This is a genomic window from Faecalibacter sp., from assembly GCF_057177045.1.
This window is the reverse complement of sequence record NZ_CM169987.1, coordinates 2,721,615-2,746,348: the sequence shown is the minus strand read 5'-3', so window position 1 is coordinate 2,746,348 and position 24,734 is coordinate 2,721,615. Positions and strand designations below refer to the sequence as shown.

The following is a 24,734-nucleotide window of genomic DNA, read 5'->3' as shown; positions in this document are numbered from 1 at the left end:
CTTTATTGACAATCAAACATAATTTAAGATGAAAAAAATATTCTACCCTCTACTTGCATCTGTCTTATTTTTAAGTACAGCACAAGTAGTTTCTGCGCAAGATAACTTAGTGAACTCCTTGAGTAAAAATGCAAGTGAAAATGCCAAATCTTCATTTCAATTTACAGAGGTGATTAATTTAGCAAAAACTCCAGTACAAAATCAAGGATCTTCAGGAACATGTTGGTCATATTCAGGATCTTCTTTCATCGAATCGGAGATGTTACGAATGGGTAAACAACCTGTACAATTATCTCAGATTTTCGTTGCCCGTAATGCTTATCAAGATCGTGCGGTTCAGTATGTAAAAATGCATGGAAACCTTGCAATGGGTGAAGGTGGAGTATTTCACGATGTCATGAACGTATATAAAAAATACGGAATGGTTCCTCAAGAAGTATATTCTGGTTTAAACTATGGAACAAACAAAAACCAATTTGGTGAAATGTCAGCGGCTATGGAAGGATTCTTAAAAGGAATTGTTTCTAATCCGAATGGAAAATTAACACCAAACTGGAAACAAGCCTACTCTGGTATTATGGATGCTTATTTAGGCGCTTATCCAAAAGAATTTACCTACAACGGAAAGAAATATACACCACGCACATTTGCAGATGAAGTGGTAGGAATTAATCCTGATGATTACATTCCATTATCTTCATTTAAAAGCGAAGAATTATACAAACCATTTACATTAATGATTCCAGATAACTGGGCATTTGGTCAATATTATAACATTCCGATGAATGATATTACCAATACAATTGATTATGCTTTGAAAAATGGGTTTACTGTCGCATGGGCACAAGATGTTTCGGAAAAGTCATTTTCTTGGAAAAACGGAGTAGCATATGTTCCAACAAAAGATTACGCGGATATGACGGCTGAAGAAAGAGCAGACATGTTCAATGGACCTAAGCCAGAGCGTGTCATTACAGAAGAAATGCGTCAAGAAGCATTTGATAATTATGAAACTACAGATGATCATGGAATGCATATCGTTGGTTTAGCGAAAGATCAAAACGGAAAGGAATATTATATCATCAAAAATTCTTGGGGTGCTTCTAATGATTATGAAGGATATATGTATGTTACAAAAGCGTATGTACAATACAAAACTCTAAATATTTTAGTGCACAAAAATGGTGTTCCAAAACAATTATTAAAGAAAATTGGTAAATAACCCCCTATAATAAAAAAGCATCTCTTATGAGATGCTTTTTTATTTGATATGGATTTGTATGATCTTTTTTTCTTTGGAATCTTTTGATTGAAAAACAATTTTCGTTTTCCCTTTCTTCAAAGATTTAAACGTAAACAATTGGATCCCATTAGAAACTTCTTCTACATGATCAGGTTGTGGTTCATATGACTCAGAAACATAATGATACGAATCATCAATAGCATTTTCCATTCGCCAATTAAACTGCTGTCCGTTCGTTTCAAACATAAATCCGAAATATTCTCCTTCAGTGATTTCAATCACTTTTTGATTTCCATTATAGTAAGTAACAGAATCTTTGATAATGGACTCTGGTTTCTCCGAATTAATTAATTGGGATTCATTGCTTGTTACCGTATTTTGTTTTTTATTATTTCCACAAGAAATGAAAATCAATAAACTTAGGACAATCCATGTATTATAATTATTCTTTTTGATCATCTACTTGACAATAAATTTAACTTTTTTAGGCTGATTGCTTTTTCCTTCCCATCCACGAGAATAATCAAATTCTACTATACATTCACCAACAGATGAAGCTGAAAATTCATATATTCCAATAATAGGAGCTCCTACTCGCCCATCATTATAAATCGATTTCGAATCCTCTTTAATAAACGTAACACTACAATCACTTGGAACTTCTAGATGCCAATTATAACCTGTTGATGGATTCTTTTCTGCTTCGATTTGAACAGTTTGACCAATATTTAAAGATACGATCGTCTCTTCTTCTGTAGGGTTTAATTGCACTATCTTCTGTGCGGTTTTAGATGTTGCACAAGAAAAGAGTGCAGGTAATGCGATAAGTGCTAGAATGTATTTTTTCATGGTTTTCATTTTAGGTTGAATTCTTTAAACAAATTTAAAACAAAAATCAGTCAATATGTTCGTTTTCGATTGGATTGAATTAATTTTGTAACCTGAATATTTTTTAGACAATAAATATGCCTCAAAACGTAACCATACGAATTTCTCCAGCAGAAGCTGCGAATGAAACCATTTTAATACAACGTTTAGCTGCAGCCGCTAAAACTAGACCTCAAAATATCAATGCGTATCAAATTATTCGTCGTTCATTAGATGCACGTAGCCGTAATATTGTGGCACAATTGCAAGTGAATGTTTTTATCAATGAAGAATTTTATGATGCTTTCGAATTTCATCCAAATCTTCAGAATGTTGCGAATGCACCCGAAGTTTATATAGCCGGAGCTGGACCTGCGGGATTATTTGCTGCACTCGAATTAATCGAACAAGGGTTAAAACCTATTATCATTGAACGAGGAAAAGATGTACGTGCACGTCGTCGTGATTTAGCAGCCATGAACAAAGAAGGAAAAGTAAATCCTGAATCCAACTATTGTTATGGAGAAGGTGGAGCTGGAACTTACTCGGATGGTAAATTATATACACGATCAACCAAACGTGGAAATATTTTAAAATCATTGCAATGGTTTGTTCATTTTGGTGCCACTGAACGAATTTTACAAGAAGCACATCCACACATTGGTACCAATAAATTACCAGGAATTATTGCTAATATGCGTGAGGCAATTATTGAATGTGGTGGAGAAGTTTTATTTGATACAAAATTAACGGACATCCTTATCGAGAATAATCAAGTAAAAGGTATTGAACTTAACAATGATACGCGAATCAAAACCTCATCTTTAATTTTAGCAACTGGACATTCTGCACGTGATATATTCAGAATGTTAGCAGCCAAAAAAGTATTGATTGAGGCGAAACCATTTGCCTTAGGTGTACGTATTGAACATCAACAAAGTTTAATCGATGCTGCGCAATACCACTGCCCTATTGGTACGGAAAGAAATCAATATTTACCTCCTGCCTCTTACTCTTTAGTTTCACAAGAAGCGGGTCGCGGAGTATTCTCTTTCTGTATGTGTCCTGGTGGAATTATTGCTCCTGCTTCAACGGATGAAGGAGAGTTAGTTGTTAACGGTTGGTCACCATCTAAACGTGACGGACAATTTGCAAATTCTGGAATGGTCGTAACAGTTGATGAAAAAGATTTCGCCAAATATGGATTTACGGGTCCATTAGCTGGAATGAAATTCCAACAAATGGTCGAACAAAAAGCATGGCAAGTGGGTGGTGGAAGTTTAAAAGCTCCTGCCCAACGTATGACTGATTTTGTTTCCGGAAGATTATCAAATAGTTTAAATCCGGGATCGTATTTACCGGGATTCACTTCGGGATTATTAAGCGAAGTATTGCCTAAAGAAGTACATGACTCTTTACGCTTAGGATTCCAAACTTTCGGAAAGAAAATGAACGGTTATTTTACGGAAGAAGCAAATGTTGTAGCAACAGAATCCAGAACATCATCACCTGTACGCATACCTCGTAACGACGAAACATTACAACATGTACAAGTATCAGGTTTATTCCCTTGTGCTGAAGGTGCTGGTTATGCTGGAGGGATTATTTCTGCAGCGATGGATGGTGCAAAAGTTGCAGTAGCTATTAAAAAGTTTTTAAATCAATAAAATTCCATGCTTAAAACAATTTTATTTATCGGTTTAGGTGGTGCATTAGGAAGTATTTTTCGATATGGTGTTAGTGTGCTCATCAAACATTTTGTATCGACTACGTTCCCTTTTGCTACCTTTGCGATTAATATTATTGGTTGTTTAATTATTGGATTATTATACGGAATTTCTGAGAAAAATAATCTTGGAAATTCCGCTTTTAACGCTCTACTAATCGTAGGGTTTTGTGGAGGATTCACCACATTTTCCACTTTTGCGAATGAGAATTACAACTTATTTCAGCAACAAAACATCACAATTCCATTACTTTACATAACTTCAAGTGTAATTTTAGGAATTTTAGCCGTGAAATTGGGCTACAAAATTATTCATTAAAACTATTCGTATATTTTTTCATTTAGGGAGAATTAAGTAATTTTAGCGAATGCTTAAAAATTTCTACATGAAAAAATCACTATTGGTCTGTGGAATCATGTTTTCTTCAGTCCTATCTTATGCACAATTTAAGACCGTGAAAAAAACAGACAATAAAGGATATACTTACGAAATAGTGGAGAACGATCCATCAAAAACACGTATTTATACATTAGATAATGGATTAAAAATATATTTAGCTCAAATTAAAGATGAGCCTAGAATCCAAACACATATTGCCGTAAAAACAGGTTCAAATAATGACCCAGAAGATAATACAGGATTAGCTCACTATTTAGAGCATATGGTTTTCAAAGGGACTTCAAAAATTGGAACTCAAGATTGGAACAAAGAGAAAGTTTTATTACAGCAAATCTCTGATTTGTACGAACAACACAAAGCAGAAAAAGACCCTGAAAAGAAAATCGCACTTTATAAGAAGATCGATGAGGTATCTCAAGAAGCTTCTAAATATGCCGTTGCAAACGAATATGATAAGTTAATTTCATCTTTAGGCGCAACTGGAACAAATGCCCATACATCATTAGAAGAGACGATTTATCACAATAATATTCCGAACAATGAATTAGAAAAATTTTTAATGGTAGAGTCGGAACGTTTCAATGAATTGGTTTTACGTTTATTCCATACCGAATTAGAAGCAGTTTACGAAGAGTTTAATCGTTCTCAAGATAATGACGGTCGTATTGTGTTCTATAAAATGATGGAAAAACTATTTCCAACTTCTCATTACGGTACACAAACAACAATTGGAACATCAGAGCACTTAAAAAATCCTTCAATGGTTGCGATTCATAATTACTTCAACAAATATTATGTTGCAAGTAATATGGCCGTTTTATTAATTGGAGATTTCGAATTTGACACGGCTGTACCGTTAATTGATAAGTATTTTGGTGGAATGGCAAAAAAGCCAGCTCCTCAACAATACGTTGCAAAAGAGGATCCTATCAAAGGAATTATTTCAGCTGAGGTTGCAAGTCCTTCATCAGAACGTGTACAATTTGCATATCGTTTCAATGGGGTGAATTCAGAAGATGCAAAATATGTTACTTTAATCGATTACATCTTAAGTAACTCTACTGCTGGATTAATCGATTTAAATATTAATCAACAACAAAAAGCATTAGGTGCAGGTTCTGGAGCTTCATTCTTCCGCGATTTAGGAATGCATTCTTTCTCTGGAGCACCTAAACAAGGTCAATCATTAGAAGAAGTTCGTGATTTATTAATTGCTCAAATTGATAAAATCAAAAAGGGTGAATTCGACGAATGGATGATTGAAGCAGTTGTGAATGATATGAAAAAATCCCGTATGAAATCATGGGAGAATACACGTGCATTAGCTTCTAGTTTATATAAATCATTCATTAACGAAACTCCTTGGGAAAAAGTAGTTGCTGAACATGATGAAATGGCAAAAATCACGAAACAACAGTTAATGGATTTTGCCAATAAAAACTATAGAGACAACTATGTGATTGTGTACAAACGTCAAGGTGAAAACAAAGATTTAGTTCGTGTATCGAATCCAGGGATTACTCCTATTCAATTAAACCGTGACGCTGAATCGACATGGTACAAAGAGTTTATGAAAATCAACTCAGGTGATATCAAACCTGTTTTTGTAGATTTCAAAAAAGAAATGAAGGAAGGAAAAGTGAAAAACACAAAATTCACTTCAATTCAAAACAAAACAAATGATTTAAGTTCAATCTATTTCATTTCAGAAATGGGTTCTGATCACAACAAAAAGTTAGCTTTAGCGATCAACTACTTGGATTATTTAGGAACATCTAAATATTCTCCAGAAAATTTAAAGAAAGAATTCTATAAATATGGGGTAGAATATGGTGTAAATGCAGGAACAGAACGTACATATGTATCTGTATCAGGATTACAACAAAATTTGGAAAATGGACTTCAATTATTTGAACATTTAATTTCTGATGCTGTTGCAAACCAAGAATCATACAACGAATATGTGAATTCTATTTTAAAGTCTCGTGTCAATGCTAAGAAAAATAAAAATGCAATTGCAATGGCTTTAAATCAATATGCGCAATATGGTCCTGATAACCGTTTCAGAAACATTTTGTCTGAAGCAGAATTAAAAGCAATTGATCCAAAAGAATTAACGCAAATCATCAAAGATTTCTTTAACTATGAGCATCAAATCTTCTATTATGGAAATAATGAAGCTGCAACGAAAAAAATGTTAGAGAAATACCACAACTTTGGTAAAGGTTTACAAGCTCCAGCGAAAAAAGAATTTGTACAAGCACCTACTACTGGTAAAGTATATTTTGCTCCATACGACATGGTACAAGCGGAGATTAATTTTATTGCTCGTGATCAACAATTTGATTCGAATTTATTAACTCCTTCTGGAATTTTTAATGAATATTTTGGTGGAGGTTTATCTTCAATTGTTTTCCAAGAAATTCGTGAATCTAAATCATTAGCTTACTCTGCTCGTTCAAACTATTCGAACGCTGGTAAAAAAGGCAACTATAACTACGTGTCTGCTAGTATTGGTACACAAGCCAATAAATTACCTCAAGCAGTTGAAGCCATGTCAGAGTTAATGAATAACATGCCGAAAGCACAAAATCAATTCGAAAATTCAAAACAAGCAGCTTTAAAACAAATTGCAACGAAGCGTTATACAAAATCGAATATTTTCTTTTATTGGTTAGCTTTACAAGATCGTGGACTAAACTATGATATCAACAAAGATATCTACAACCAAACGTCAACGTTAACAATGGATACTTTAGACCAATTCTTTAACAAACACATTAAAGGTCAAAAATTCAATGTGGGATTAATTGGTAAAAAAGAAACCCTAGATTGGCAATCTGTAGAAAAATTAGGACCAGTAACAGAATTATCTTTAGAAGATTTATTCAATTACTAAAATCCAATTCAAATATAAAAATCCACTTCGGTCGAAGTGGATTTTTTTTTACTCAAACACCAAATAAGGTTCCATTTCTTTAAATTTCTCTTCCGAAATAACATAACTTCGACTCAATGTTTTTGCATCTTTAAATTTCCCCCCTAACGAACGTTTGAAATTTAATATCGTTTGCGCTTGTTTTTCTGAAAATCCCAGCTTTATCCAGCCTTCCAAATCCAAATCATTAGGATTAAATTTTTCCGTTATTTCGACTTTAGATGGATTTGATTTTAATTGATTGGATGATTGATTTGTTGGAATAGTTGATTCTACCAACTCTTGTTCTTTGGATTTAAAATTAGATTCATTTTTTTCAGGAAGATCTATATAAGGTTCCATTTCTGCATATTTATCATCAGAAATCACAAAGCATTTCTTTAATTGATCTTTGCTGCGGAACTCTCCACCTACCATCTTTTTATATTTTAAAATCACTTCAGCTTGTCTAGGGCTAAAACCAATTTTAATCCAATCCCTTTCGGTATATTCATTGGGGTTAAATCGAGTATAATTAATTTTTTTAGCAGATTGATACTTGTCTTGTTTGATATCTGATTTTGATTTTTCAGGAAGCAGAATATAAGGTTCTAAAATTTGATAGATTTCATCAGAGACCACAAAACATTTTCGAATCTGTTCTTTCGACTCAAATTTCCCTCCAAGCATTTGCTTATATTTCATGATAACCTCCGCCTGTTTTGGCGTAAATCCTAACTTTTCCCAACCTTGTTTTGGTAAATCATTGGGATGAAATGGTCGAAGTGAATCTTTAGAAATTTTATTTCTTTTTGTTCGATGGAATGTAAATCCATTGGTTTTTGCCGAATCAATTAACTGGGATAATTGGAACTCCAATGAATCGTATCGCGAGGTATTCGCACTAAAATAAGTTGATTTTTCGACATTCGATTTGAAATGAAGAGCCATTTCAAATCCAATAAGCATCAGTAAGAGTACAAAGATTCCAACTCTTTGTACAAAAGTGGTTCTCCAATAATCTTTTTTCAAATAATTCATAAGACGAAGGGTTTTACATACCAAGCCATCCCAACCGAACTACGCTAATATTATTTGATTATTAAATGTACAATAGAAGAAAATATTTATTCGGTCAATAAATATTTATAAATCGAAAACTGATTTACGTTTGATAACAAAAACATCTTTTATCCAAAAAAAGAATAGCATCATAAAATAGCCAATAAACGCTAAACCAAAAGTAGCAAATGCCAGATAGATATAAATAAAACGTAAACGTGTAACGCGCACTCCAAATTTATCTGCAATGCGTGAGATTACATTAAACCAACTCTTCTCTGTAAAATGTCTTATTTGCTCTTTCATGTTTTCAGAATTTCATTTCCGATGGCACAATTTAAGCATTTTTTTTCATCACAATAGTATTTTTTAAGATGTAATATGGTTTGTGAATCTTTTGCAGATTGAATCAAAACACCAGCATTTTGATAATTTTCAATCACTCGATTCTCTTCAGATTTCAATGATTCTAATAATTGTAAATACCATTCCATGTCCAAGTGATCGCTTATCAAATCATAGGTTAAGCGAAGCGGAATTATCCAATTGATAATTAATTGATGAATCTTGGATTTTGAGAGCCGTTTTACGATTGATTTACTTTGTTTACCAAAAACAAAATGGGTATTCCAATATATATGAGGTTCAAAATTTTCAAAATAAAGTTCAATTTCTTTTCGATCATCAAAGCTAACCAATTGAGAGAACAGATTTTTCTCTTGGCTATAAATGCTGGCCAATTGTGCTAATCGAATACTTGGAAAATTAGGTGGACGCAAGGATGAAAATCTAAAAATTGATTTTGATAAAGGTTTCAATTGATATTTATGTTGAATATACTCGTATTCTACTTTTAATGCATGCATATAATCATCCATCGATTCTGTTAAGAAACCAGCTTGACCAAAAAATAAGGCATAAATGCGTAAGGGATCAAATTGATTTTTTTGCAGAATATGAAAAGGAAACGAATTTGACCATTGTTCAAAAGCATCAGCATTTATTTTTAAACCCATATTATAAGCTAAAAGTTTAAATGTCACTTCCTCCCAATTATGATGAGTTGCTTCATACAATTTTAATACTCCCTTCGATTTTAATTCCAATCGATCAATTATTAGTCGATCGAACCAAATTTTAATTTTATCAAAATCAATGGTCTTTATCATTTTTTCACAAGGGAAATAATGTACTGAATTGTTTAAAATTAAATTGTAATTAAATACGATTTCTTTTGCAACAAACTCTTGAAGGATTAACGTTTCAACATTTCTTTGCCTTAAAAAATCAATTTCACAATCATGATTCCATACAACATGGAGAATGACATTGTGATATGCGGGATCATTAGAATGCCGATGTAACTCCCAGTCAGATGAATTAACATGCATTTCGACAGATCCTATCCATAGTTGTTTCCCAATAAGAATTTCAGCTTCCAAAAAGTCGGGTCCTGAATGAAAGTTTAATTGACCAAACCGAATTATTTCAATTGAACTTCCATGAAATGTACGAAGTGAATGTTGGTGTAATAATTTATGATTCCAAATGTGATGTAAAAAAGCTTCTTTCATTGCGCATTTGTTTCCAATAATTTAATCAAAATTTTTATTCAAAAAAAATTATAATTTTAATTAAACGTTTGTTTAACTTTGCATTTCTAAAACTGCATTATGGAATTGAATTTAACCGATAAACAGTTGGAAATATTACAATCTGCTGAAAAAATATTTTCTGATAAAGGAGTCGATGCAACAAGTGTTAGAGATATCGCTAAGCTTGCAGGAATCAATATTGCAATGATTAGCTATTATTTTGGATCTAAACAAAAATTAGTTGAATCCTTGTTTTTATGGCGCCTATACATGTTGAATCAAGAATTAGCGAAAACGGTGAAAAATGAAAATTTAGATCCGTATCAAAAATTAGTGTATTTCTTGGATACTTACATGCAACGCATCATGAGTAATCATGCCTTTCATCGCATTATGGTGAGAGAATATTCTAAAAACGATTCATTTATTTTCATTGATAAAGCCATCACAGATTTGAAAATGTCTAATCTCAATTTTATCAATCAAGCAATTGAAGAAGGTTATCAACAACAAATTTTCCTTCGAAAAGTTCCAGCTGAAGCTATTATCATGTCCGTTATTGGACCTATTTCTTATATCGTGTTAAATGATAAAACCTATATGCCTCTTTGGAATATCGATAATCATCATGAATATAAAGAAAATATCATCAACACATTTTTTCCTTATTTATTAGACTCTTTAAAAGCAATTTTACAATACAATGAAAAATAAAATTTTCGTACCGCTTTTATTGGTTGCTTCTTCTTTATTAATGGCACAAAATCATACAACACTTCGTTTAGAAGATGCCATAAATAGAAGTTTATCCAATAGTAAAGCTGTAAAAGTTTCTGAAGCTGCCACAACATCGGCGGAATGGAAAGCAAAAACAGCAAAAAATCATCAATTACCTGACTTAAATATTTCAGGTCAATACCAGCAAATTTTATCGAAAGGTGATACAAAATTAAAGATGCAGCTTCCTGCTGGTGCTGGAAGTGGAATGGTTAATGTAAATCCCGATCATGTATTATTTGGTACAGCTGGAGTCTCTTTACCGATCTATGCTGGAGGTCAAATTAAAGGAGCCATTAAACAAAGTAATCTTGCAGTTGACTTATCAAAATTACAATTAGAGTCAACAAAAGAAGATGTGGTTTGGCAAACCATTAATTTATATTTCGGTATTTATAAAACACAAAAAACCTTAGAAGTATTAAATGAAAATTTGGTTCGTGCCAATCAACGTGTAAAAGATTTTCAAAATTTCTTAGACAATGGAATTATTGCACGTAATGATTTTTTACGCGCAAAACTCCAAGCTTCTAATGTACAAATTGCCATAGAAGAAGCCACAAATAATTATGTAAATCTTAATTATCGTCTAAAAGTATTAATGGGAGATCCGAATGATTTGGATTACGATGTAATGGAAAGCGAAAACATTGTCATCGAGAATCAATCAGATGAATCATTACTTCAGCGAAAAGACATCTTATCAGTTGAAAAACAAAAAGAAATTGCAGAAGAAGCAATACGTATAGCGAAAGCAGCTTATTATCCACAAATTGGATTTACAGGAAATTATTATGCTATTGATATTGATCAAATCGCAAGTATGTTTAACAGTTTAACTGTTGGAGTTGGACTTAAATATGATTTGAGTTCAATTTATAAGAATAAACGAGAAGTAGAATATGCTCGTGCAAAGAAAGTAGAAACCGAGATGCAATTGGAAGCTTTAAAAGATAAAGCGAAAGTAGAGTTGAATGAAGCGCATCAAAAGTACACTTTAGCGGAGAAGAAAAATAAAGTGTATGAAGAAGCTTTTGAACAAGCCGTTGAAAACTATCGTATCATAAAGGATAAATACGACAACGGATTAGCGGATACTGATCAATTACTAGAAGCAGATATTCAACAATTACAAGCGGAAATCAATAAAGTTGTAGGTGAAGCGGATCAAGCATTAGCAGGTTACGAATTCTTATATACTCAAGGAAGTTTAATCGAAAGTACTAAAAAATAACTCAATCTTAGGATGGAAACAACAACAGAACAAGAACACATTACTCCAGAAGAGAAAAAAGGAATCAACATCAAATTCATCATTATTTTAGTTGCTTTAGTTGTAGCAGGTGGTGGATATGGAGCTTATAAATACATGCATTCATTAGAGCACGAAATTACAGATGATGCTCAAATCGAAAGTAAAATTACGCCTGTAATTCCTAAAGTGTCAGGATATATTTCAAAGATATTAGTTGAAGATAATCAATATGTCAAAAAAGGTGATACTTTAGTGATTCTAGACAATTCTGAATATGCATTAAAATTACAACAAGCAGAGGATGCATTAGCTCAAGCTCAAGGGCAATTGGCGGTTGCAAATGCAGGTGTTAGTACAGCAGGTGCGGGGATTGGCGTAACAGAAGCTGGCGCAGTGGCGGCAAATACAACAATCGAAACAGCGCAGGCCAATGTAAAAACAGCACAAGCAAATGTGGAAGCGGCTAAAGTACAAGTTTGGAGAACTTCAAACGATTACGAGCGTTACAACCGTTTATATCAAAATAAATCAATTACAAAACAACAATACGAGCAAGCCTTAGCAGCAAAAGAAACCGCTGAAAAACAATTGCGTGTTGTTCAAGAACAATTAAATGTAGCCAAAGCTCAATTAGCTGCTACAGCGAAACAAGCTGCTGCTACAGCTAAACAAATTGATACTTCTAAAGCACAAGCAGAAGCTTCTAAAGCACAAATTACAGTTGCTAATTCGACAATCAAACAACAGCAAACAAATATTGAAAACGCAAAATTATACTTATCATACACGTATATTATTGCGGCTGAAGATGGTCAAATTTCAAAAGTTAATTTACAACCAGGTCAATTGGTACAAGCTGGTCAATCCCTTTTCAATATTGTAAAAACAAATGGATTATGGGTGGTTGCGAACTATAAAGAAACACAGTTAAACGAAATTAGAGAAGGTCAAAAAGCAATCATCAAAGTTGATGCATTCCCTGGTCACGAATTTGAAGCTACAGTTACTTCAATTTCTCCAGCAACAGGAGCTAAATTTGCTTTATTACCTCCAGATAATGCTTCTGGAAACTTCGTAAAAACAGTTCAACGTGTACCTATTAAATTAGTGTTCTCTAATCCTAATGACGAAATGATGAAATTATTACGTCCAGGGATGAATGTAGAAACAGATATTTTATTAAAGTCAGGAAAATCTAAATAATCTTCCATTCAATTCGATCAGTTATGGAAGAAAATAGTTTAGTTGAATACGGTTCCCGCCGCGTCATCATCACCATCACAGCCATCATGTGTGCGCTACTTGAAATTGTGGACACCACTATTGTCAATGTAGCCATGAACGACATGAAAGGAAGTTTGGGGGTTACGCTAACGGATATTGCATGGGTTGTTACGGCCTATGCGATTGCCAATGTGATCATCGTTCCGATGACCAGTTGGCTTTCCCAACAATTTGGTCGTAAAAATTATTTTGCGGCTTCGATTGTAATTTTTACCATTTCCTCTTTTTTATGTGGGCAATCAACCACGTTATGGGAAATCATCTTATTCCGATTTATCCAAGGTCTAGGTGGTGGGGCACTTTTAGTAACCTCACAAACTATTATCACGGAAAGTTACCCCAAAGAAAAACGAGGAATTGCACAAGCCATTTATGGAATGGGAGTTATTGTAGGTCCTACATTAGGTCCACCCTTAGGAGGTTTTATCATCGACCATTGGTCATGGCCTTATATTTTTTACATCAACATTCCAATTGGTATTATTGCAACTTTATTAACCATAGGATTTGTAAGAAGTCCTAAATACGCAGAGAAATCGAAATTAAGTCAAGTCGATTTCTTAGGTATTATCCTTTTATCTGCTGCGGTTGGTGCTTTACAATATGTTTTAGAACACGGGCAACAAGATGATTGGTTTGATAATACTACAATTATTGTTTTATCAATTGTCAGTTTATTCTCCTTCATTCTATTTGTGTGGAGAGAATTAGTGTTCGATCACCCAATTGTAAATATTCGTGTATTAAAAGATTCGAATTTATTAATTGGTACCATCTTGTCCTTCGTCTTAGGATTTGGATTGTATGGATCTACGTTCATCATTCCAATTTATACCCAATCCTTATTGGGCTGGACAGCGACAGATGCCGGATTATTGTTAGTTCCATCCTCTTTAATGACTGCCTTTATGATGCCCTTTATTGCAATAATGCTTCAAAAAGGTGTTTCGCCTAAATATTTGGTATCTGCAGGATTCTTAGTGTTCTTCGCCTATAGTTTCTGGTTCTTTACGATTATGACGCCAGATACAGGGACTGAACACTTCTTCTGGCCATTGATTATTCGTGGGATGGGATTAGGATTATTATTCGTTCCGGTTACGACCTTGTCTTTATCAACATTGATGGGGAAATCGATTGGTGAAGGAGCAGCATTTACAGGGATGTTCCGTCAATTGGGGGGATCATTTGGGATTGCTATTATTACCACTTTAGTCTCACGTTGGACGGTACAACATCGTGCCAATTTGGTTCCGAATTTAGATCCTTCAAATGTGGATGTACAAACCCGAATTCATGCTTTACAACAAAGTTTCATGCAAAAAGGTTTTACTGCACAAGAGTCGCTGAATAAAGCGTATCAAATCTTGGATGTACAAATCTTGAAACAAAGTACAGTACTAACCTACATGGATATTTTCCTTTATTTGGGAGTATTGTTCTTATGTTGTATTCCTTTCGTATTAATTTTTATTAAAAAAGGAGCGGGTAAAGTGGTAGATGTCGGACATTAATCCATTTTATAATAGTTAAAAAACCACCTTTTATGTTTTAAAAGGTGGTTTTTTTATGCCTGAAACAAATTTGAAATAAATGTATATTGCAACAAATATTTTTAATTGATTTCGAATGAAAAATGCTATTTTCTTTTTCTTCTTCCTATTATCAACCTTTGCTTTCTCCCAAGAATTAATCAATAATGAAAGTTTAAAATTTACGATAAAATCTAAAAATAAGAATATAGACTTTATTATATATGACGATAATTTAGAACAAAAGAAACCTGTTTTATTATGGTGCCAAGGTTCGTTACCTTTTCCTTTATATGTCAAAAGAACAAATGACTATTGGATGATTGGTGGTGGAATTACAAATTTTGATACAGATTATATTAAAAAATATTATCATTTAGTAGTGATTTCAATGCCAGAAACACCCGTAATAGTGGAAGAAGATCAAATCAGTAAATCGTATTGGTTTAATGGTGATTCAGAAGATCAAACAATGCCTTCTCTAACTTTTCAGAAAGCAGATTTCTTAGAGAATTATGTCGAAAGAGGAATTGCTGTTCTTGAATTTTTAAGAAAACAAAAATGGGTAGATAACACTAAATTAATAATCGCTGGCCATTCGCAAGGAAGCAAAGTTGCTTCTAAAATTGCGACGAATTATAAACACGTTTCTAAAGTTGGATTATTTGCTGCAAATCCTTTTGGAAGAATGGATCAAAATATCAGATCTTATAGAAAAATGGCTGAAAGAAAAGAAATGTCTTGGGAAGATGCGGATAAATATATCGAACAAGAATACCAAATGTACCGCGATGCTTTGGACGAAAACAAAATAAAAGAGAAGCCTTATTTATTAGCTTGGAAATCTTTTTCAGAACCATTGATAGACGATTGGTTAGCTTTAAATAAACCAATATACTTAGCTTTTGGAACAAATGATATTGCAGCAGATTTATGCGACATGGTACCACTCTATTTTATGAAAGAGCATAAATTAAATCTTACTTTTAAACGATATTTAGATGCTGATCATAACTTCTTTAAGGTTAATTCAGAAGGAAGACCAAATTACGAAAATCCACAGTGGCCAGAAGTCATGAATGCATTTATAGATTGGACTTTAAAATAAATTCAAAAAAAAACACTTCAATTTCTTGAAGTGCTTTTTTTTATTTTGAAAGAATAAATGACCTATAAGTCGTCTTCTCCTTTTAATTTTTCTGCATTTTCTGCCATTTTCAATGCATCAATCATTTCTTGGATATCTCCATTCATAAAGTTATCTAAGTTATAAATTGATTTATTGATACGGTGATCTGTTACACGCCCTTGTGGGTAGTTGTACGTACGAATTTTAGCCGAACGGTCTCCAGTAGATACTAAAGATTTACGTTGAGCTGAACGTTCTGAGTGTTTTTTCTCGAACTCGATTTCGTATAATTTTGTACGTAATAATTGTAACGCTTTCTCACGGTTTTTGTGCTGAGAACGTGCCTCTTGACATACAATTACAATTCCTGATGGTTTGTGTGTTAATTGTACTTTCGTCTCTACTTTATTTACGTTCTGTCCTCCTGCTCCAGATGAACGCGCCGTTTGATACTCTAAATCAGCTGGATTAATAACCACATCCACCTCTTCTGCTTCGGGTAAAACCGCAACTGTAATGGCTGATGTATGCACACGTCCTTGAGATTCTGTTTCTGGAACACGTTGTACACGGTGAACACCTGATTCGTATTTCATGGTACCGTATACTGCATTACCTTCTACTTGCATCACCAACTCTTTGTACCCTTTTCCAGAGGCTTCAGAAGTATTTAATACTTCGTGTTTCCATCCTTTGTCTTTAAAGTACATCGAATACATACGGTAAATATCCTCTACGAAAATCGCTGCTTCATCCCCTCCTGTACCCGAACGTAACTCCACAATAACGTTTTTGTCGTCTTCTGGATCCTTAGGGATTAACATCATTTTGATTTCCTCCTCTAATGCTGGAATTGCATTAATTGCTTCGTCTTTTTCGATTTTCGCTAATTCAACCATTTCGGCATCCGAACCATCTGCGATAATCTCGTCTGCTTCTTCAATTGCATTAATGTACCCTTCGTATGTTTTTTGAATTTCTACGAAGTCTCTTAAATCTGAATATTCCTTATTTAATTTTGCGTAACGAGCCTGATCAGTCACGATATCAGGTTGGATGATTAAATCCGCAACCTCATCGAAACGTTGTTTAATTGCTCTTAATTTATCTAATAGACCTAAATCTGCCATAATCAATTATTGGTTGGCAAAGATACAATATATCAAGGGATTCAGAAAATTTGAAGAAAAAAAACCGAGGATTTCTCATCGGTTTTGTATTTAGAAATAGTTTTTATTATTTCTTGATTAATTTTTGTGTAAACTGATTAGCACCATCTGTTACAGTTAAAATGTAAACACCTTTCGCTAAATCAGAAACATTATAAGCTTCACCTGCTGCAAATGTTTTAACTTTTTTACCTGTTAAATCAGTAACGGTAACTTGAGTTTTAGCTGAATTGTAAATTGAACTTAAGTTTAATTTAAACTCGTCTTTAACTGGATTTGGATAAACTGAAACTTTAGCTGCGTCCACATCAGATACAGACATTGTGTTATTCGTAACATTAATCATATAATCTTCATACTCACCGTATTGTGTTGATTCATTAATACAAGGATCTTCTGAAGCTGGATTATCACTACCAACAGCCATGGCTAATAATCTCATTCTATAGCTACCTGTAGGAGTATCTGCTGGAATTGTAATGTCCTCTGTTAATTCTACTCCGCTACCACCTTCACCAACTTCTCCGATAAAATCTGCTGTATCAAAAGTTCCATCATTATTAAAATCGATCCATAATGAAACTCTTTCAAACCAACCTGATCCTACACTTACTAACAAAGGATATGTTTCTCCAGCTGTTACTTCAGCAGGTTCTACTGTTGTAGTATAATCACCATATCCATTTAAACTACAAGATGATGGGTTTACAAGATTAGAAAACTCAACTAGATTTATCAAGTCATCATCTGTACAATCGATATTAACTTGGCAATATTGTGCATTGGCTGATAATGCTGCAAATGCAAATAAAGAAAATAAAATTTTTTTCATAAAGTTTTATATTTGTAATTAATTGATATTAGGCTATTTAACAAATATATAAATAGAATTAATATTTCAAAAAAAATATTATAATATTAACATTTGATTCCACTATTTATAAAAACCAAAAAAAAATAGCCCTCAAATATTGAGGGCTATTTTACAATTTAGATATTTAATTTTTATCTCGTAAATAACATTTCACGGTATTTTGTTAATGGCCATAAATTGTTATCGATTAATTCTTCTAACTCATCCGAGTGGTAGCGAATTTCGTCGAATAATGGTTTAACTTTAGAACCATAGTATTCTGCTTGCGCTTGGTGATCTGCAACTTCTTTCGCTGCTTTGATTTCACCAATTAATTTATCATTCGCTGATTTAATTTCATTAATATGAGTAGAAATCACACGAATTAAATCCATTTGATCTTTCGCTAATACTTTAAATTCATCACCGAAAATATCTTTTAATCCTTTTACATTTTTCACTAAAACATTTTGATAGTTGACAGCTGCTGGTATCACTTGAGAAGAAACTAAATCTACTAATACATTCGCTTCTATCGAAATTTTAGTCGAATATTTTTCTAATTTGATTTCATTACGGGCTTCAACTTCACGTGGTGTTAATACACCCGTTTTTTCGTAAACTTCAATGTATTTAGGATCTAACTCTAATTTTAATGCTTCTGGTGTTGTTTTGTAGTTGTTCAATCCACGTTTTGCAGCTTCTTCCACCCAATTGTCAGAGTAACCATCTCCTTCAAATAAAATATTACGAGATGATTTGATGTACTCACGTAATACGTTGAAAATTGCTTCGTCTTTTGATAAACCACCATCAATTAAAGCATCAACTTCATTCTTAAAGTCTTTTAATTGTTGAGCTACAATCGTATTAATTACAGTCATTGGTTCTGCACAGTTTGCAGAAGATCCTACAGCACGAATCTCGAATTTGTTTCCTGTAAAGGCAAATGGAGAAGTTCGGTTACGGTCTGTATTATCCAATAAAATTTCTGGAATTTTACCAACAACATTTAATTTTAATTCCGTTTTCTCTTCTGGTGATAATTTACCTTCCGTTACTTTTTCTAATTCATCCAATACGTTTGTTAATTGAGAACCAATGAAAATAGAAATAATTGCAGGCGGTGCTTCATTTGCTCCTAAACGGTGATCGTTACCTGCTTCTGCAATGGCAGAACGTAACATATCTCCATATTCAGAAACAGCTTTTATCGTATTCACAAAGAATGTTAAGAATTGTAAGTTTTTCTTTGGATTTTTACCTGGAGATAATAAGTTTTCGCCTGTATCTGTAGATAAAGACCAGTTGTTGTGCTTACCTGATCCGTTAACCCCTGCGAAAGGTTTTTCGTGTAATAATACTTTAAAGTCGTGTTTCTTTGCAATACGTCCCATTAAATCCATTAATAATGAATTGTGGTCTACTGCTTGGTTGGCTTCTTCGAACATAGGAGCACATTCGAATTGATTTGGTGCTACCTCATTGTGACGTGTTGTAATTGGAATACCTAATTTCATTGATTCCACTTCCAATTCTTGCATAAATGCCATCACACGCATCGGAATTGCACCGAAATAGTGGTCGTCTAATTGTTGACCTTTAGCTGGAGAATGTCCTACTAAAGTACGACCTGTCATTTGTAAGTCTGGGCGCGAGTTATATAGGTTTAAGTCAACTAAGAAGTATTCTTGTTCCCATCCTAAAGTTGACTGAACTTTTGTTACATTTTTATCAAAATACTTTGCCACTTCTGTAGCTGCTTCGTCCACCGCTTGTAAAGCTCTTAATAATGGAACTTTATAATCTAAAGTTTCTCCTGTATAAGAAATGAAAACTGAAGGGATAAATAAAGTTGTACCAATAATGAAAGCAGTAGATGTTGGATCCCAAGCAGTGTATCCACGTGCTTCGAATGTATTACGAATTCCACCATTTGGGAATGATGAAGCATCTGGCTCTTGTTGTACTAATGCCGATCCTTCGAATGTATCGATTGCACGACCATCTTCAGTTGGACGAAAGAATGAGTCATGTTTTTCTGCTGTAGTTCCTGTTAATGGTTGAAACCAGTGTGTAAAGTGAGTAGCTCCTTTAGAAATTGCCCAATCTTTCATCGCAGATGCAACTTGATCAGCATATTCACGAGGAATTCTTGTCCCTTTTTCTTTAGCAGCGATAATGGCTTTAAAAGCTTGTTTTGGCAAATACTCACGCATTGTATCATGTGAGAATACGTTTTCACCAAATAAAGTTGATAATTTATCATTAATCACAACTTTCTCTGCTTGCTTATTTACAGATTTCTCTAAAGCCTTAAATCTTAGTGTTGACATTAGTTTAATTATTTTTTATTATTGTTTGATGACGCAAAAATAAAATAAATTTTAAAACTACCCCTAAAAAAATAGGGGTCAAAATAAAAAAAATAGATTTAAAATTTAAAAACCCTGTTTTTATAGGAGTTTTTAAAAGTTTAGAAATAAAAAAAGCAGTTTTAGTAAACTAAAACTGCTTTAAATTGCGCTCATATAAAAGTTGTTGGTCTTATCTAAATCGATCTACAGATTTCACAAGGTCATCATCCTTTTTGATCAAGCGGTTGGCAATTGACAGTAATACAACCGAGATTAAAGGAACGATAGCCCAAATACCTTTCTCAGGATTTTCTCCTCCAGGTAAGTTTAGCAGACTAAAAATGAAAGAACCAATTAATAAAATATTCAAAATAATATTTACCCATCCCAACGTCATTTGAAATTTTCTGTTCTTAAATAACAGGATTGATAAAAAAGATACGAATGCTGAAAAGAAAAATGCAAGACTAAAAATTAAATCACCCTTTGAAGGATCTGATAAAAAATTTAATGAAATATCAACTAATTTATCAAAGTTAACCGCAAAGATCATTGAGATTAATCCGGCTAAAAATAAGTAAATACTTTGCTTTCTCTGAATCATATCTTAAAATTCGTATACAAATGTATATATTTTTTTTACTTATTCCAAGAATTTCGTACTATTGCAGTATAAATACTTTATAACCACATCATTTACAGCATTTATTGTAATTATTCTTAGTTATAATCTCACCATTATTTTATTTTAAAAATACCTCATACATAATAAGTTTATGTCAGAAACCGATATTAAATCATTAAAATTAGCCGAATTACAAAAGCTAGCAGCACAATTCCAAATCGATAACTTTAAGAAATTAAAGAAAGGGGAATTACAAGCAGCTATTGAAAAATTTCTTGATTCTCAACCACAACCGATAAATGAAGAAAAAGAAGTTGAAACGGCTACATCTACTGAACGTGAGGAAACGAAACCAAAAAGAAAAAGAGTTTCCAAACAAACGGAAGCCGCAGTAGAAGCTGAAACCGAGATAGAAAATAAAGTTGATGAAAATCCTAAAGAATCAACTCAAAAATCTACTAAACAAAAAGTTTCGAAGAGGCAAGAAGCCACAGACACTGCGACAGAAACAAAAGAAGAATCTAAAGCAGAAGATCATTCTGGAACAGAGGCTAAACCTCAACACCAAAACAATCCGAAGCAAAACAATAAAAATCAGAACCAGCGTAAACAACAAAATCAACAACGCAATTCCAATTCTGATCAACCTCAACAGAACAATCAAAATCACCATCATCAACAAAAAAATAAATACCGTGCCGCGAATTATGAATTCGATAGCATTATCAAAGCAGAAGGTGTTTTAGAAATTTTACCAGATAACAATTATGGTTTTTTACGATCTTCGGATTACAACTACTTATCATCTCCCGATGATGTGTATGTTTCTCAATCCCAAATCCGTTTATTTGGTTTAAAAACTGGTGATACCATTACAGGAGAAGTAAGACCCCCTAAAGAAGGTGAAAAATATTTCCCTTTAATTAAAATCATCGAAATTAATGGTCGTACACCAGATTATGTACGTGATCGTATTTCTTTCGAACATTTAACTCCCCTTTTTCCAAACGAGAAATTCAACTTAAGTAACTCACATGCTTTATCAAATCGTGTCATCGATTTATTTACTCCGATTGGTAAAGGTCAACGTGGTATGATTGTAGCCCAACCTAAAACTGGTAAGACCTCTTTATTAAAAGATATTGCCAATGGAATTGCTCAAAATCACCCAGAAGTCTATTTGATTGTTCTTTTAATTGATGAGCGTCCAGAAGAGGTAACAGACATGAAACGTTCTGTACACGGTGAAGTAATTGCTTCTACATTCGACGAAGAAGCATCACGTCATGTAAAAGTTGCTAATATCGTTTTAGATAAAGCTAAACGAATGGTAGAATGTGGACATGATGTCGTTATTTTATTAGACTCTATTACACGTTTAGCACGAGCATATAATACCGTTTCGCCAGCCTCTGGTAAAGTATTATCTGGTGGGGTTGATGCCAATGCTTTACATAAACCAAAACGTTTCTTTGGAGCTGCTCGTAACATCGAAAATGGAGGTTCATTAACAATTATTGCTACTGCTTTAATTGATACAGGATCGAAAATGGATGAGGTAATCTTCGAAGAATTTAAAGGTACAGGTAATATGGAATTACAATTGGATCGTAAGATTGCGAACAAACGTATTTTCCCAGCTATTGACTTGGTTAACTCTTCTACTCGTAAAGACGATTTATTATTAGACGAAGTTACTCAACAACGCATGTGGGTATTACGTAACCATTTATCTGATATGAACCCTGTGGAAGCAATGGAATTTTTACATTCACGCATTAGAGATACTCGTAACAACGAAGAGTTCTTAATCTCAATGAATGGATAAAATAATTGATAATATAGATAAAAAAAACCGACATGTAAGTGTCGGTTTTTTTATTCTTGATATAAAATTTTTTCTAATTTTTCGTAATCGCCATCACCTCCAAACCAATCTGTTTCTCCAAATGCTCCACTAGTAGCATGTTGACCACATTGAAAACAAATTTTTGCTATTCCTATAATTTCATTTTCCTTTTTAAAAATTAAAATATCTCTATATGATGGCAAACACATTCCTTGAAATGATTCCTCATATTCTTTATAACTAAAAATTTTATCAATATCCTTATAATATTTTTCTGGAATTTCTAACTTACTAAATCCAATTTCCTTTAGTTTATTTTGAAGTTGATTATTATTTAAATCTAAAGGTATAGAAGTATTAATCACATTAAATTGAAACACTGCACTATTAGTTGTATCCAATGGATTAATTACTTTCGAATCTTTAATCAAATGAATGTAATTCTTATCTAATCTATAATATTCGATTTTATCAAATTCAAAATAGCTATTTGGATTATTATAACTACAATTAATAAAAATGATTAAGAAAAGTAAAAAAGGATATTTATACATAATATTAAATAGATAATATATAAACGATTAAGAAGTCAAATTCGTATAAATAAAAAAAGCCCAAGAAAATAAATTCTTGAGCTTTTAGTACCTCAGGCGGGACTTGAACCCGCACGCTCTAATGAGCACAGGATTTTAAGTCCTGCGTGTCTACCAATTCCACCACCAAGGCCTCCAACTTTAGTAAAGTTAGAGCGGGAAACGGGACTCGAACCCGCAACATTCAGCTTGGAAGGCTGACGCTCTACCAATTGAGCTATTCCCGCAGTGTAGAAAGATATAAATTAAAAAAGTACCTCAGGCGGGACTTGAACCCGCACGCTCTAATGAGCACAGGATTTTAAGTCCTGCGTGTCTACCAATTCCACCACCAAGGCAAAATTAATTTATATTTTCAGTTATTTCAAAGAGCGGGAAACGGGACTCGAACCCGCAACATTCAGCTTGGAAGGCTGACGCTCTACCAATTGAGCTATTCCCGCGTAAATTATTATTAATCAAAAAAAGTACCTCAGGCGGGACTTGAACCCGCACGTCCTAATGGACACAGGATTTTAAGTCCTGCGTGTCTACCAATTCCACCACCAAGGCAAAATTTGATTAATTTTTCAATATTTCAAAGAGCGGGAAACGGGACTCGAACCCGCAACATTCAGCTTGGAAGGCTGACGCTCTACCAATTGAGCTATTCCCGCGATTGTGAGTGCAAATATAGAACAGGATTTTGAATTACCAAACTTTGAAAAGAAAAAAAACGAGATATTTTTTACGTTATTTTGTAACTCATTAATTACAATGATTTTAAAATTTTATTTTTTTTTCATTTTTTTTATCCTTCTATTTCTCATTTCTTCGAAATGTGGATTAAATACACCATTTGATCTCTTTCTTCAATGGATTCACAATCGAATTTTTGATTCATTTTTTTTGCCTTTGAATGAAATTCTAATCAAAATGATCAATAATAATGTCAAATAATCATGAATTATAATTCTTGATGCAATGCATTTTTCCAATGCAGCATCAACTTTTCATTGGAATAACGAGCATTAGCAGGGCTTGTACTAGGCAAAGAGAAATAATGTAAGTGATTTTTACGTTCAAAATGTTTATCAAACAGCTTTTCCGCTTTCTTCCCATTAAAAATGATGCGATGAATGGTTGGATATTGTATCAACAAATCTTCTATTGCATTTGGTATTTCATCCCATATATCAACATCTAAACTTCCTTTGCGTTGAGCTGAATTAGCTACATCCCACAACACCAGATGATGTTTTTGAATAACATTTACCCGATCATGATATTCCTCGCTCCAATCTTCTTCAAAAATCTTGAATAACATTTTCCAAAATCGATTCCGTGGATGGGCATAATATTGTTGTTTTTCTATAGATAAATCAGCTGGAAGTGATCCTAAGATTAAAACTGTAGGTTCATGGGAGATAATCGGATCAAATGAATATTTAGTCATAACAAATGAAATTTTAACGCATAAAAAAAGTGCTATATAAAAATAGCACTTCTTCCATTAATAATA

21 protein-coding genes and 6 tRNA genes are annotated in these 24,734 nt (G+C 33.2%); 10 read left to right on the top strand and 17 right to left on the bottom strand.

Annotated features, from left to right (window positions below; translation table 11 throughout):
- The first annotated feature begins 28 nt into the window (after positions 1 to 28).
- A complete protein-coding gene (locus AC1QSP_RS12775) occupies positions 29 to 1,222 on the top strand; it encodes a C1 family peptidase (protein ID WP_484079017.1) in 1,194 nt (397 codons plus the stop codon).
- 39 nt (positions 1,223 to 1,261) lie between these two features.
- Here AC1QSP_RS12775 and AC1QSP_RS12770 read toward each other — a convergent pair whose 3' ends face one another.
- Both AC1QSP_RS12770 and AC1QSP_RS12765 read right to left on the bottom strand, forming a co-directional pair.
- Positions 1,262 to 1,702 carry a hypothetical protein gene (locus tag AC1QSP_RS12770; protein WP_484079016.1) on the bottom strand — a complete coding sequence of 147 codons (441 nt, stop codon included), beginning with the start codon at positions 1,700 to 1,702 and terminating at the stop codon, positions 1,262 to 1,264.
- Entirely contained in the window at positions 1,703 to 2,092 is a 390-nt protein-coding gene (locus tag AC1QSP_RS12765) for a protease inhibitor I42 family protein (RefSeq protein WP_484079015.1), read from the bottom strand.
- A gap of 116 nt (positions 2,093 to 2,208) precedes the next feature.
- Between AC1QSP_RS12765 and AC1QSP_RS12760 the strand changes: the two genes are divergently transcribed.
- From AC1QSP_RS12760 to AC1QSP_RS12750, 3 genes are all read left to right on the top strand, one after another.
- Entirely contained in the window at positions 2,209 to 3,777 is a 1,569-nt protein-coding gene (locus AC1QSP_RS12760) for an NAD(P)/FAD-dependent oxidoreductase (RefSeq protein WP_484079014.1), read from the top strand.
- A gap of 6 nt (positions 3,778 to 3,783) precedes the next feature.
- Positions 3,784 to 4,155, top strand: coding sequence for a fluoride efflux transporter CrcB (crcB, locus tag AC1QSP_RS12755; RefSeq protein WP_484079013.1), 372 nt, complete (start codon positions 3,784 to 3,786; stop codon positions 4,153 to 4,155).
- Between the two features lie 67 nt (positions 4,156 to 4,222).
- Entirely contained in the window at positions 4,223 to 7,135 is a 2,913-nt protein-coding gene (locus AC1QSP_RS12750; RefSeq protein ID WP_484079012.1) for a M16 family metallopeptidase, read from the top strand.
- 48 nt (positions 7,136 to 7,183) lie between these two features.
- Here the strand turns inward: AC1QSP_RS12750 and AC1QSP_RS12745 are convergent, their stop codons facing one another.
- The 3 genes from AC1QSP_RS12745 to AC1QSP_RS12735 all read right to left on the bottom strand — a co-directional run bounded on the left by AC1QSP_RS12745 (position 7,184) and on the right by AC1QSP_RS12735 (position 9,789).
- Positions 7,184 to 8,194 (bottom strand): hypothetical protein, encoded by a 1,011-nt coding sequence (locus AC1QSP_RS12745; protein ID WP_484079011.1) that lies wholly within the window; start codon positions 8,192 to 8,194, stop codon positions 7,184 to 7,186.
- A gap of 105 nt (positions 8,195 to 8,299) precedes the next feature.
- Positions 8,300 to 8,521: a hypothetical protein gene (locus AC1QSP_RS12740; protein ID WP_322970855.1), complete on the bottom strand. Its 222-nt coding sequence runs from the start codon at positions 8,519 to 8,521 to the stop codon at positions 8,300 to 8,302.
- Positions 8,518 to 9,789, bottom strand: a complete 1,272-nt coding sequence (locus AC1QSP_RS12735) for a DUF2851 family protein (protein WP_484079010.1) — start codon at positions 9,787 to 9,789, stop codon at positions 8,518 to 8,520. The genes AC1QSP_RS12740 and AC1QSP_RS12735 overlap by 4 nt, the downstream gene beginning before the upstream one ends.
- Before the next feature lie 99 nt (positions 9,790 to 9,888).
- Between AC1QSP_RS12735 and AC1QSP_RS12730 the strand changes: the two genes are divergently transcribed.
- The 5 genes from AC1QSP_RS12730 (at position 9,889) to AC1QSP_RS12710 (ending at position 15,766) form a co-directional block, all read left to right on the top strand.
- Positions 9,889 to 10,524 carry a TetR/AcrR family transcriptional regulator gene (locus tag AC1QSP_RS12730; protein ID WP_484079009.1) on the top strand — a complete coding sequence of 212 codons (636 nt, stop codon included), beginning with the start codon at positions 9,889 to 9,891 and terminating at the stop codon, positions 10,522 to 10,524.
- On the top strand, positions 10,514 to 11,821 hold the full coding sequence (locus AC1QSP_RS12725) for a TolC family protein (protein ID WP_484079008.1): 1,308 nt from the start codon (positions 10,514 to 10,516) through the stop codon (positions 11,819 to 11,821). The genes AC1QSP_RS12730 and AC1QSP_RS12725 overlap by 11 nt, the downstream gene beginning before the upstream one ends.
- 12 nt (positions 11,822 to 11,833) lie before the next feature.
- Positions 11,834 to 13,045 (top strand): HlyD family secretion protein, encoded by a 1,212-nt coding sequence (locus AC1QSP_RS12720; protein ID WP_484079007.1) that lies wholly within the window; start codon positions 11,834 to 11,836, stop codon positions 13,043 to 13,045.
- 23 nt (positions 13,046 to 13,068) lie between these two features.
- Positions 13,069 to 14,640 (top strand): DHA2 family efflux MFS transporter permease subunit, encoded by a 1,572-nt coding sequence (locus AC1QSP_RS12715; protein WP_484079006.1) that lies wholly within the window; start codon positions 13,069 to 13,071, stop codon positions 14,638 to 14,640.
- A 115-nt stretch (positions 14,641 to 14,755) separates the two neighbouring features.
- The gene (locus AC1QSP_RS12710) at positions 14,756 to 15,766 is read left to right on the top strand and encodes an alpha/beta hydrolase family protein (RefSeq protein WP_484079005.1); all 1,011 of its coding nucleotides are present in this window, start codon (positions 14,756 to 14,758) and stop codon (positions 15,764 to 15,766) included.
- A gap of 62 nt (positions 15,767 to 15,828) precedes the next feature.
- On the opposite strand, the gene prfA is transcribed toward AC1QSP_RS12710, so the two are convergent.
- The 4 genes from prfA to AC1QSP_RS12690 all read right to left on the bottom strand — a co-directional run bounded on the left by prfA (position 15,829) and on the right by AC1QSP_RS12690 (position 20,770).
- The gene (prfA, locus tag AC1QSP_RS12705) at positions 15,829 to 16,917 is read right to left on the bottom strand and encodes a peptide chain release factor 1 (protein WP_484079004.1); all 1,089 of its coding nucleotides are present in this window, start codon (positions 16,915 to 16,917) and stop codon (positions 15,829 to 15,831) included.
- Between the two features lie 106 nt (positions 16,918 to 17,023).
- The gene (locus tag AC1QSP_RS12700) at positions 17,024 to 17,788 is read right to left on the bottom strand and encodes a GEVED domain-containing protein (protein WP_484079003.1); all 765 of its coding nucleotides are present in this window, start codon (positions 17,786 to 17,788) and stop codon (positions 17,024 to 17,026) included.
- A 173-nt stretch (positions 17,789 to 17,961) separates the two neighbouring features.
- Positions 17,962 to 20,145 (bottom strand): glutamine synthetase III family protein, encoded by a 2,184-nt coding sequence (locus tag AC1QSP_RS12695; RefSeq protein ID WP_484079002.1) that lies wholly within the window; start codon positions 20,143 to 20,145, stop codon positions 17,962 to 17,964.
- A gap of 211 nt (positions 20,146 to 20,356) precedes the next feature.
- The gene (locus tag AC1QSP_RS12690; protein WP_484079001.1) at positions 20,357 to 20,770 is read right to left on the bottom strand and encodes a DUF4293 domain-containing protein; all 414 of its coding nucleotides are present in this window, start codon (positions 20,768 to 20,770) and stop codon (positions 20,357 to 20,359) included.
- Positions 20,771 to 20,942: 172 nt separating this feature from the next.
- Between AC1QSP_RS12690 and rho the strand changes: the two genes are divergently transcribed.
- Entirely contained in the window at positions 20,943 to 22,619 is a 1,677-nt protein-coding gene (gene rho, locus AC1QSP_RS12685; protein ID WP_484079000.1) for a transcription termination factor Rho, read from the top strand.
- Between the two features lie 50 nt (positions 22,620 to 22,669).
- Here rho and AC1QSP_RS12680 read toward each other — a convergent pair whose 3' ends face one another.
- The 8 genes from AC1QSP_RS12680 to AC1QSP_RS12645 form a co-directional block, all read right to left on the bottom strand.
- Entirely contained in the window at positions 22,670 to 23,194 is a 525-nt protein-coding gene (locus tag AC1QSP_RS12680; RefSeq protein WP_484078999.1) for a hypothetical protein, read from the bottom strand.
- A gap of 88 nt (positions 23,195 to 23,282) precedes the next feature.
- Positions 23,283 to 23,366: transfer RNA gene (locus AC1QSP_RS12675), tRNA-Leu, on the bottom strand.
- Between the two features lie 21 nt (positions 23,367 to 23,387).
- Positions 23,388 to 23,460, bottom strand: a tRNA-Gly gene (locus AC1QSP_RS12670).
- A 27-nt stretch (positions 23,461 to 23,487) separates the two neighbouring features.
- Positions 23,488 to 23,571, bottom strand: a tRNA-Leu gene (locus AC1QSP_RS12665).
- A gap of 32 nt (positions 23,572 to 23,603) precedes the next feature.
- Positions 23,604 to 23,676 (bottom strand) — tRNA-Gly (locus AC1QSP_RS12660).
- Positions 23,677 to 23,701: 25 nt separating this feature from the next.
- Positions 23,702 to 23,785, bottom strand: a tRNA-Leu gene (locus tag AC1QSP_RS12655).
- 31 nt (positions 23,786 to 23,816) lie between these two features.
- Positions 23,817 to 23,889: transfer RNA gene (locus AC1QSP_RS12650), tRNA-Gly, on the bottom strand.
- Between the two features lie 290 nt (positions 23,890 to 24,179).
- A complete protein-coding gene (locus tag AC1QSP_RS12645; RefSeq protein WP_484078998.1) occupies positions 24,180 to 24,668 on the bottom strand; it encodes a DNA-deoxyinosine glycosylase in 489 nt (162 codons plus the stop codon).
- Positions 24,669 to 24,734 lie beyond the last annotated feature (66 nt).

Bases quoted from the DNA above. Each gene is read 5' to 3' on its own strand.
- AC1QSP_RS12775 (WP_484079017.1), top strand. From the start codon at position 29: ATGAAAAAAATATTCTACCCTCTACTTGCATCTGTCTTATTTTTAAGT.
- AC1QSP_RS12770 (WP_484079016.1), bottom strand. From the start codon at position 1,702: ATGATCAAAAAGAATAATTATAATACATGGATTGTCCTAAGTTTATTG.
- AC1QSP_RS12765 (WP_484079015.1), bottom strand. From the start codon at position 2,092: ATGAAAAAATACATTCTAGCACTTATCGCATTACCTGCACTCTTTTCT.
- AC1QSP_RS12760 (WP_484079014.1), top strand. From the start codon at position 2,209: ATGCCTCAAAACGTAACCATACGAATTTCTCCAGCAGAAGCTGCGAAT.
- crcB (WP_484079013.1), top strand. From the start codon at position 3,784: ATGCTTAAAACAATTTTATTTATCGGTTTAGGTGGTGCATTAGGAAGT.
- AC1QSP_RS12750 (WP_484079012.1), top strand. From the start codon at position 4,223: ATGAAAAAATCACTATTGGTCTGTGGAATCATGTTTTCTTCAGTCCTA.
- AC1QSP_RS12745 (WP_484079011.1), bottom strand. From the start codon at position 8,194: ATGAATTATTTGAAAAAAGATTATTGGAGAACCACTTTTGTACAAAGA.
- AC1QSP_RS12740 (WP_322970855.1), bottom strand. From the start codon at position 8,521: ATGAAAGAGCAAATAAGACATTTTACAGAGAAGAGTTGGTTTAATGTA.
- AC1QSP_RS12735 (WP_484079010.1), bottom strand. From the start codon at position 9,789: ATGAAAGAAGCTTTTTTACATCACATTTGGAATCATAAATTATTACAC.
- AC1QSP_RS12730 (WP_484079009.1), top strand. From the start codon at position 9,889: ATGGAATTGAATTTAACCGATAAACAGTTGGAAATATTACAATCTGCT.
- AC1QSP_RS12725 (WP_484079008.1), top strand. From the start codon at position 10,514: ATGAAAAATAAAATTTTCGTACCGCTTTTATTGGTTGCTTCTTCTTTA.
- AC1QSP_RS12720 (WP_484079007.1), top strand. From the start codon at position 11,834: ATGGAAACAACAACAGAACAAGAACACATTACTCCAGAAGAGAAAAAA.
- AC1QSP_RS12715 (WP_484079006.1), top strand. From the start codon at position 13,069: ATGGAAGAAAATAGTTTAGTTGAATACGGTTCCCGCCGCGTCATCATC.
- AC1QSP_RS12710 (WP_484079005.1), top strand. From the start codon at position 14,756: ATGAAAAATGCTATTTTCTTTTTCTTCTTCCTATTATCAACCTTTGCT.
- prfA (WP_484079004.1), bottom strand. From the start codon at position 16,917: ATGGCAGATTTAGGTCTATTAGATAAATTAAGAGCAATTAAACAACGT.
- AC1QSP_RS12700 (WP_484079003.1), bottom strand. From the start codon at position 17,788: ATGAAAAAAATTTTATTTTCTTTATTTGCATTTGCAGCATTATCAGCC.
- AC1QSP_RS12695 (WP_484079002.1), bottom strand. From the start codon at position 20,145: ATGTCAACACTAAGATTTAAGGCTTTAGAGAAATCTGTAAATAAGCAA.
- AC1QSP_RS12690 (WP_484079001.1), bottom strand. From the start codon at position 20,770: ATGATTCAGAGAAAGCAAAGTATTTACTTATTTTTAGCCGGATTAATC.
- rho (WP_484079000.1), top strand. From the start codon at position 20,943: ATGTCAGAAACCGATATTAAATCATTAAAATTAGCCGAATTACAAAAG.
- AC1QSP_RS12680 (WP_484078999.1), bottom strand. From the start codon at position 23,194: ATGTATAAATATCCTTTTTTACTTTTCTTAATCATTTTTATTAATTGT.
- AC1QSP_RS12645 (WP_484078998.1), bottom strand. From the start codon at position 24,668: ATGACTAAATATTCATTTGATCCGATTATCTCCCATGAACCTACAGTT.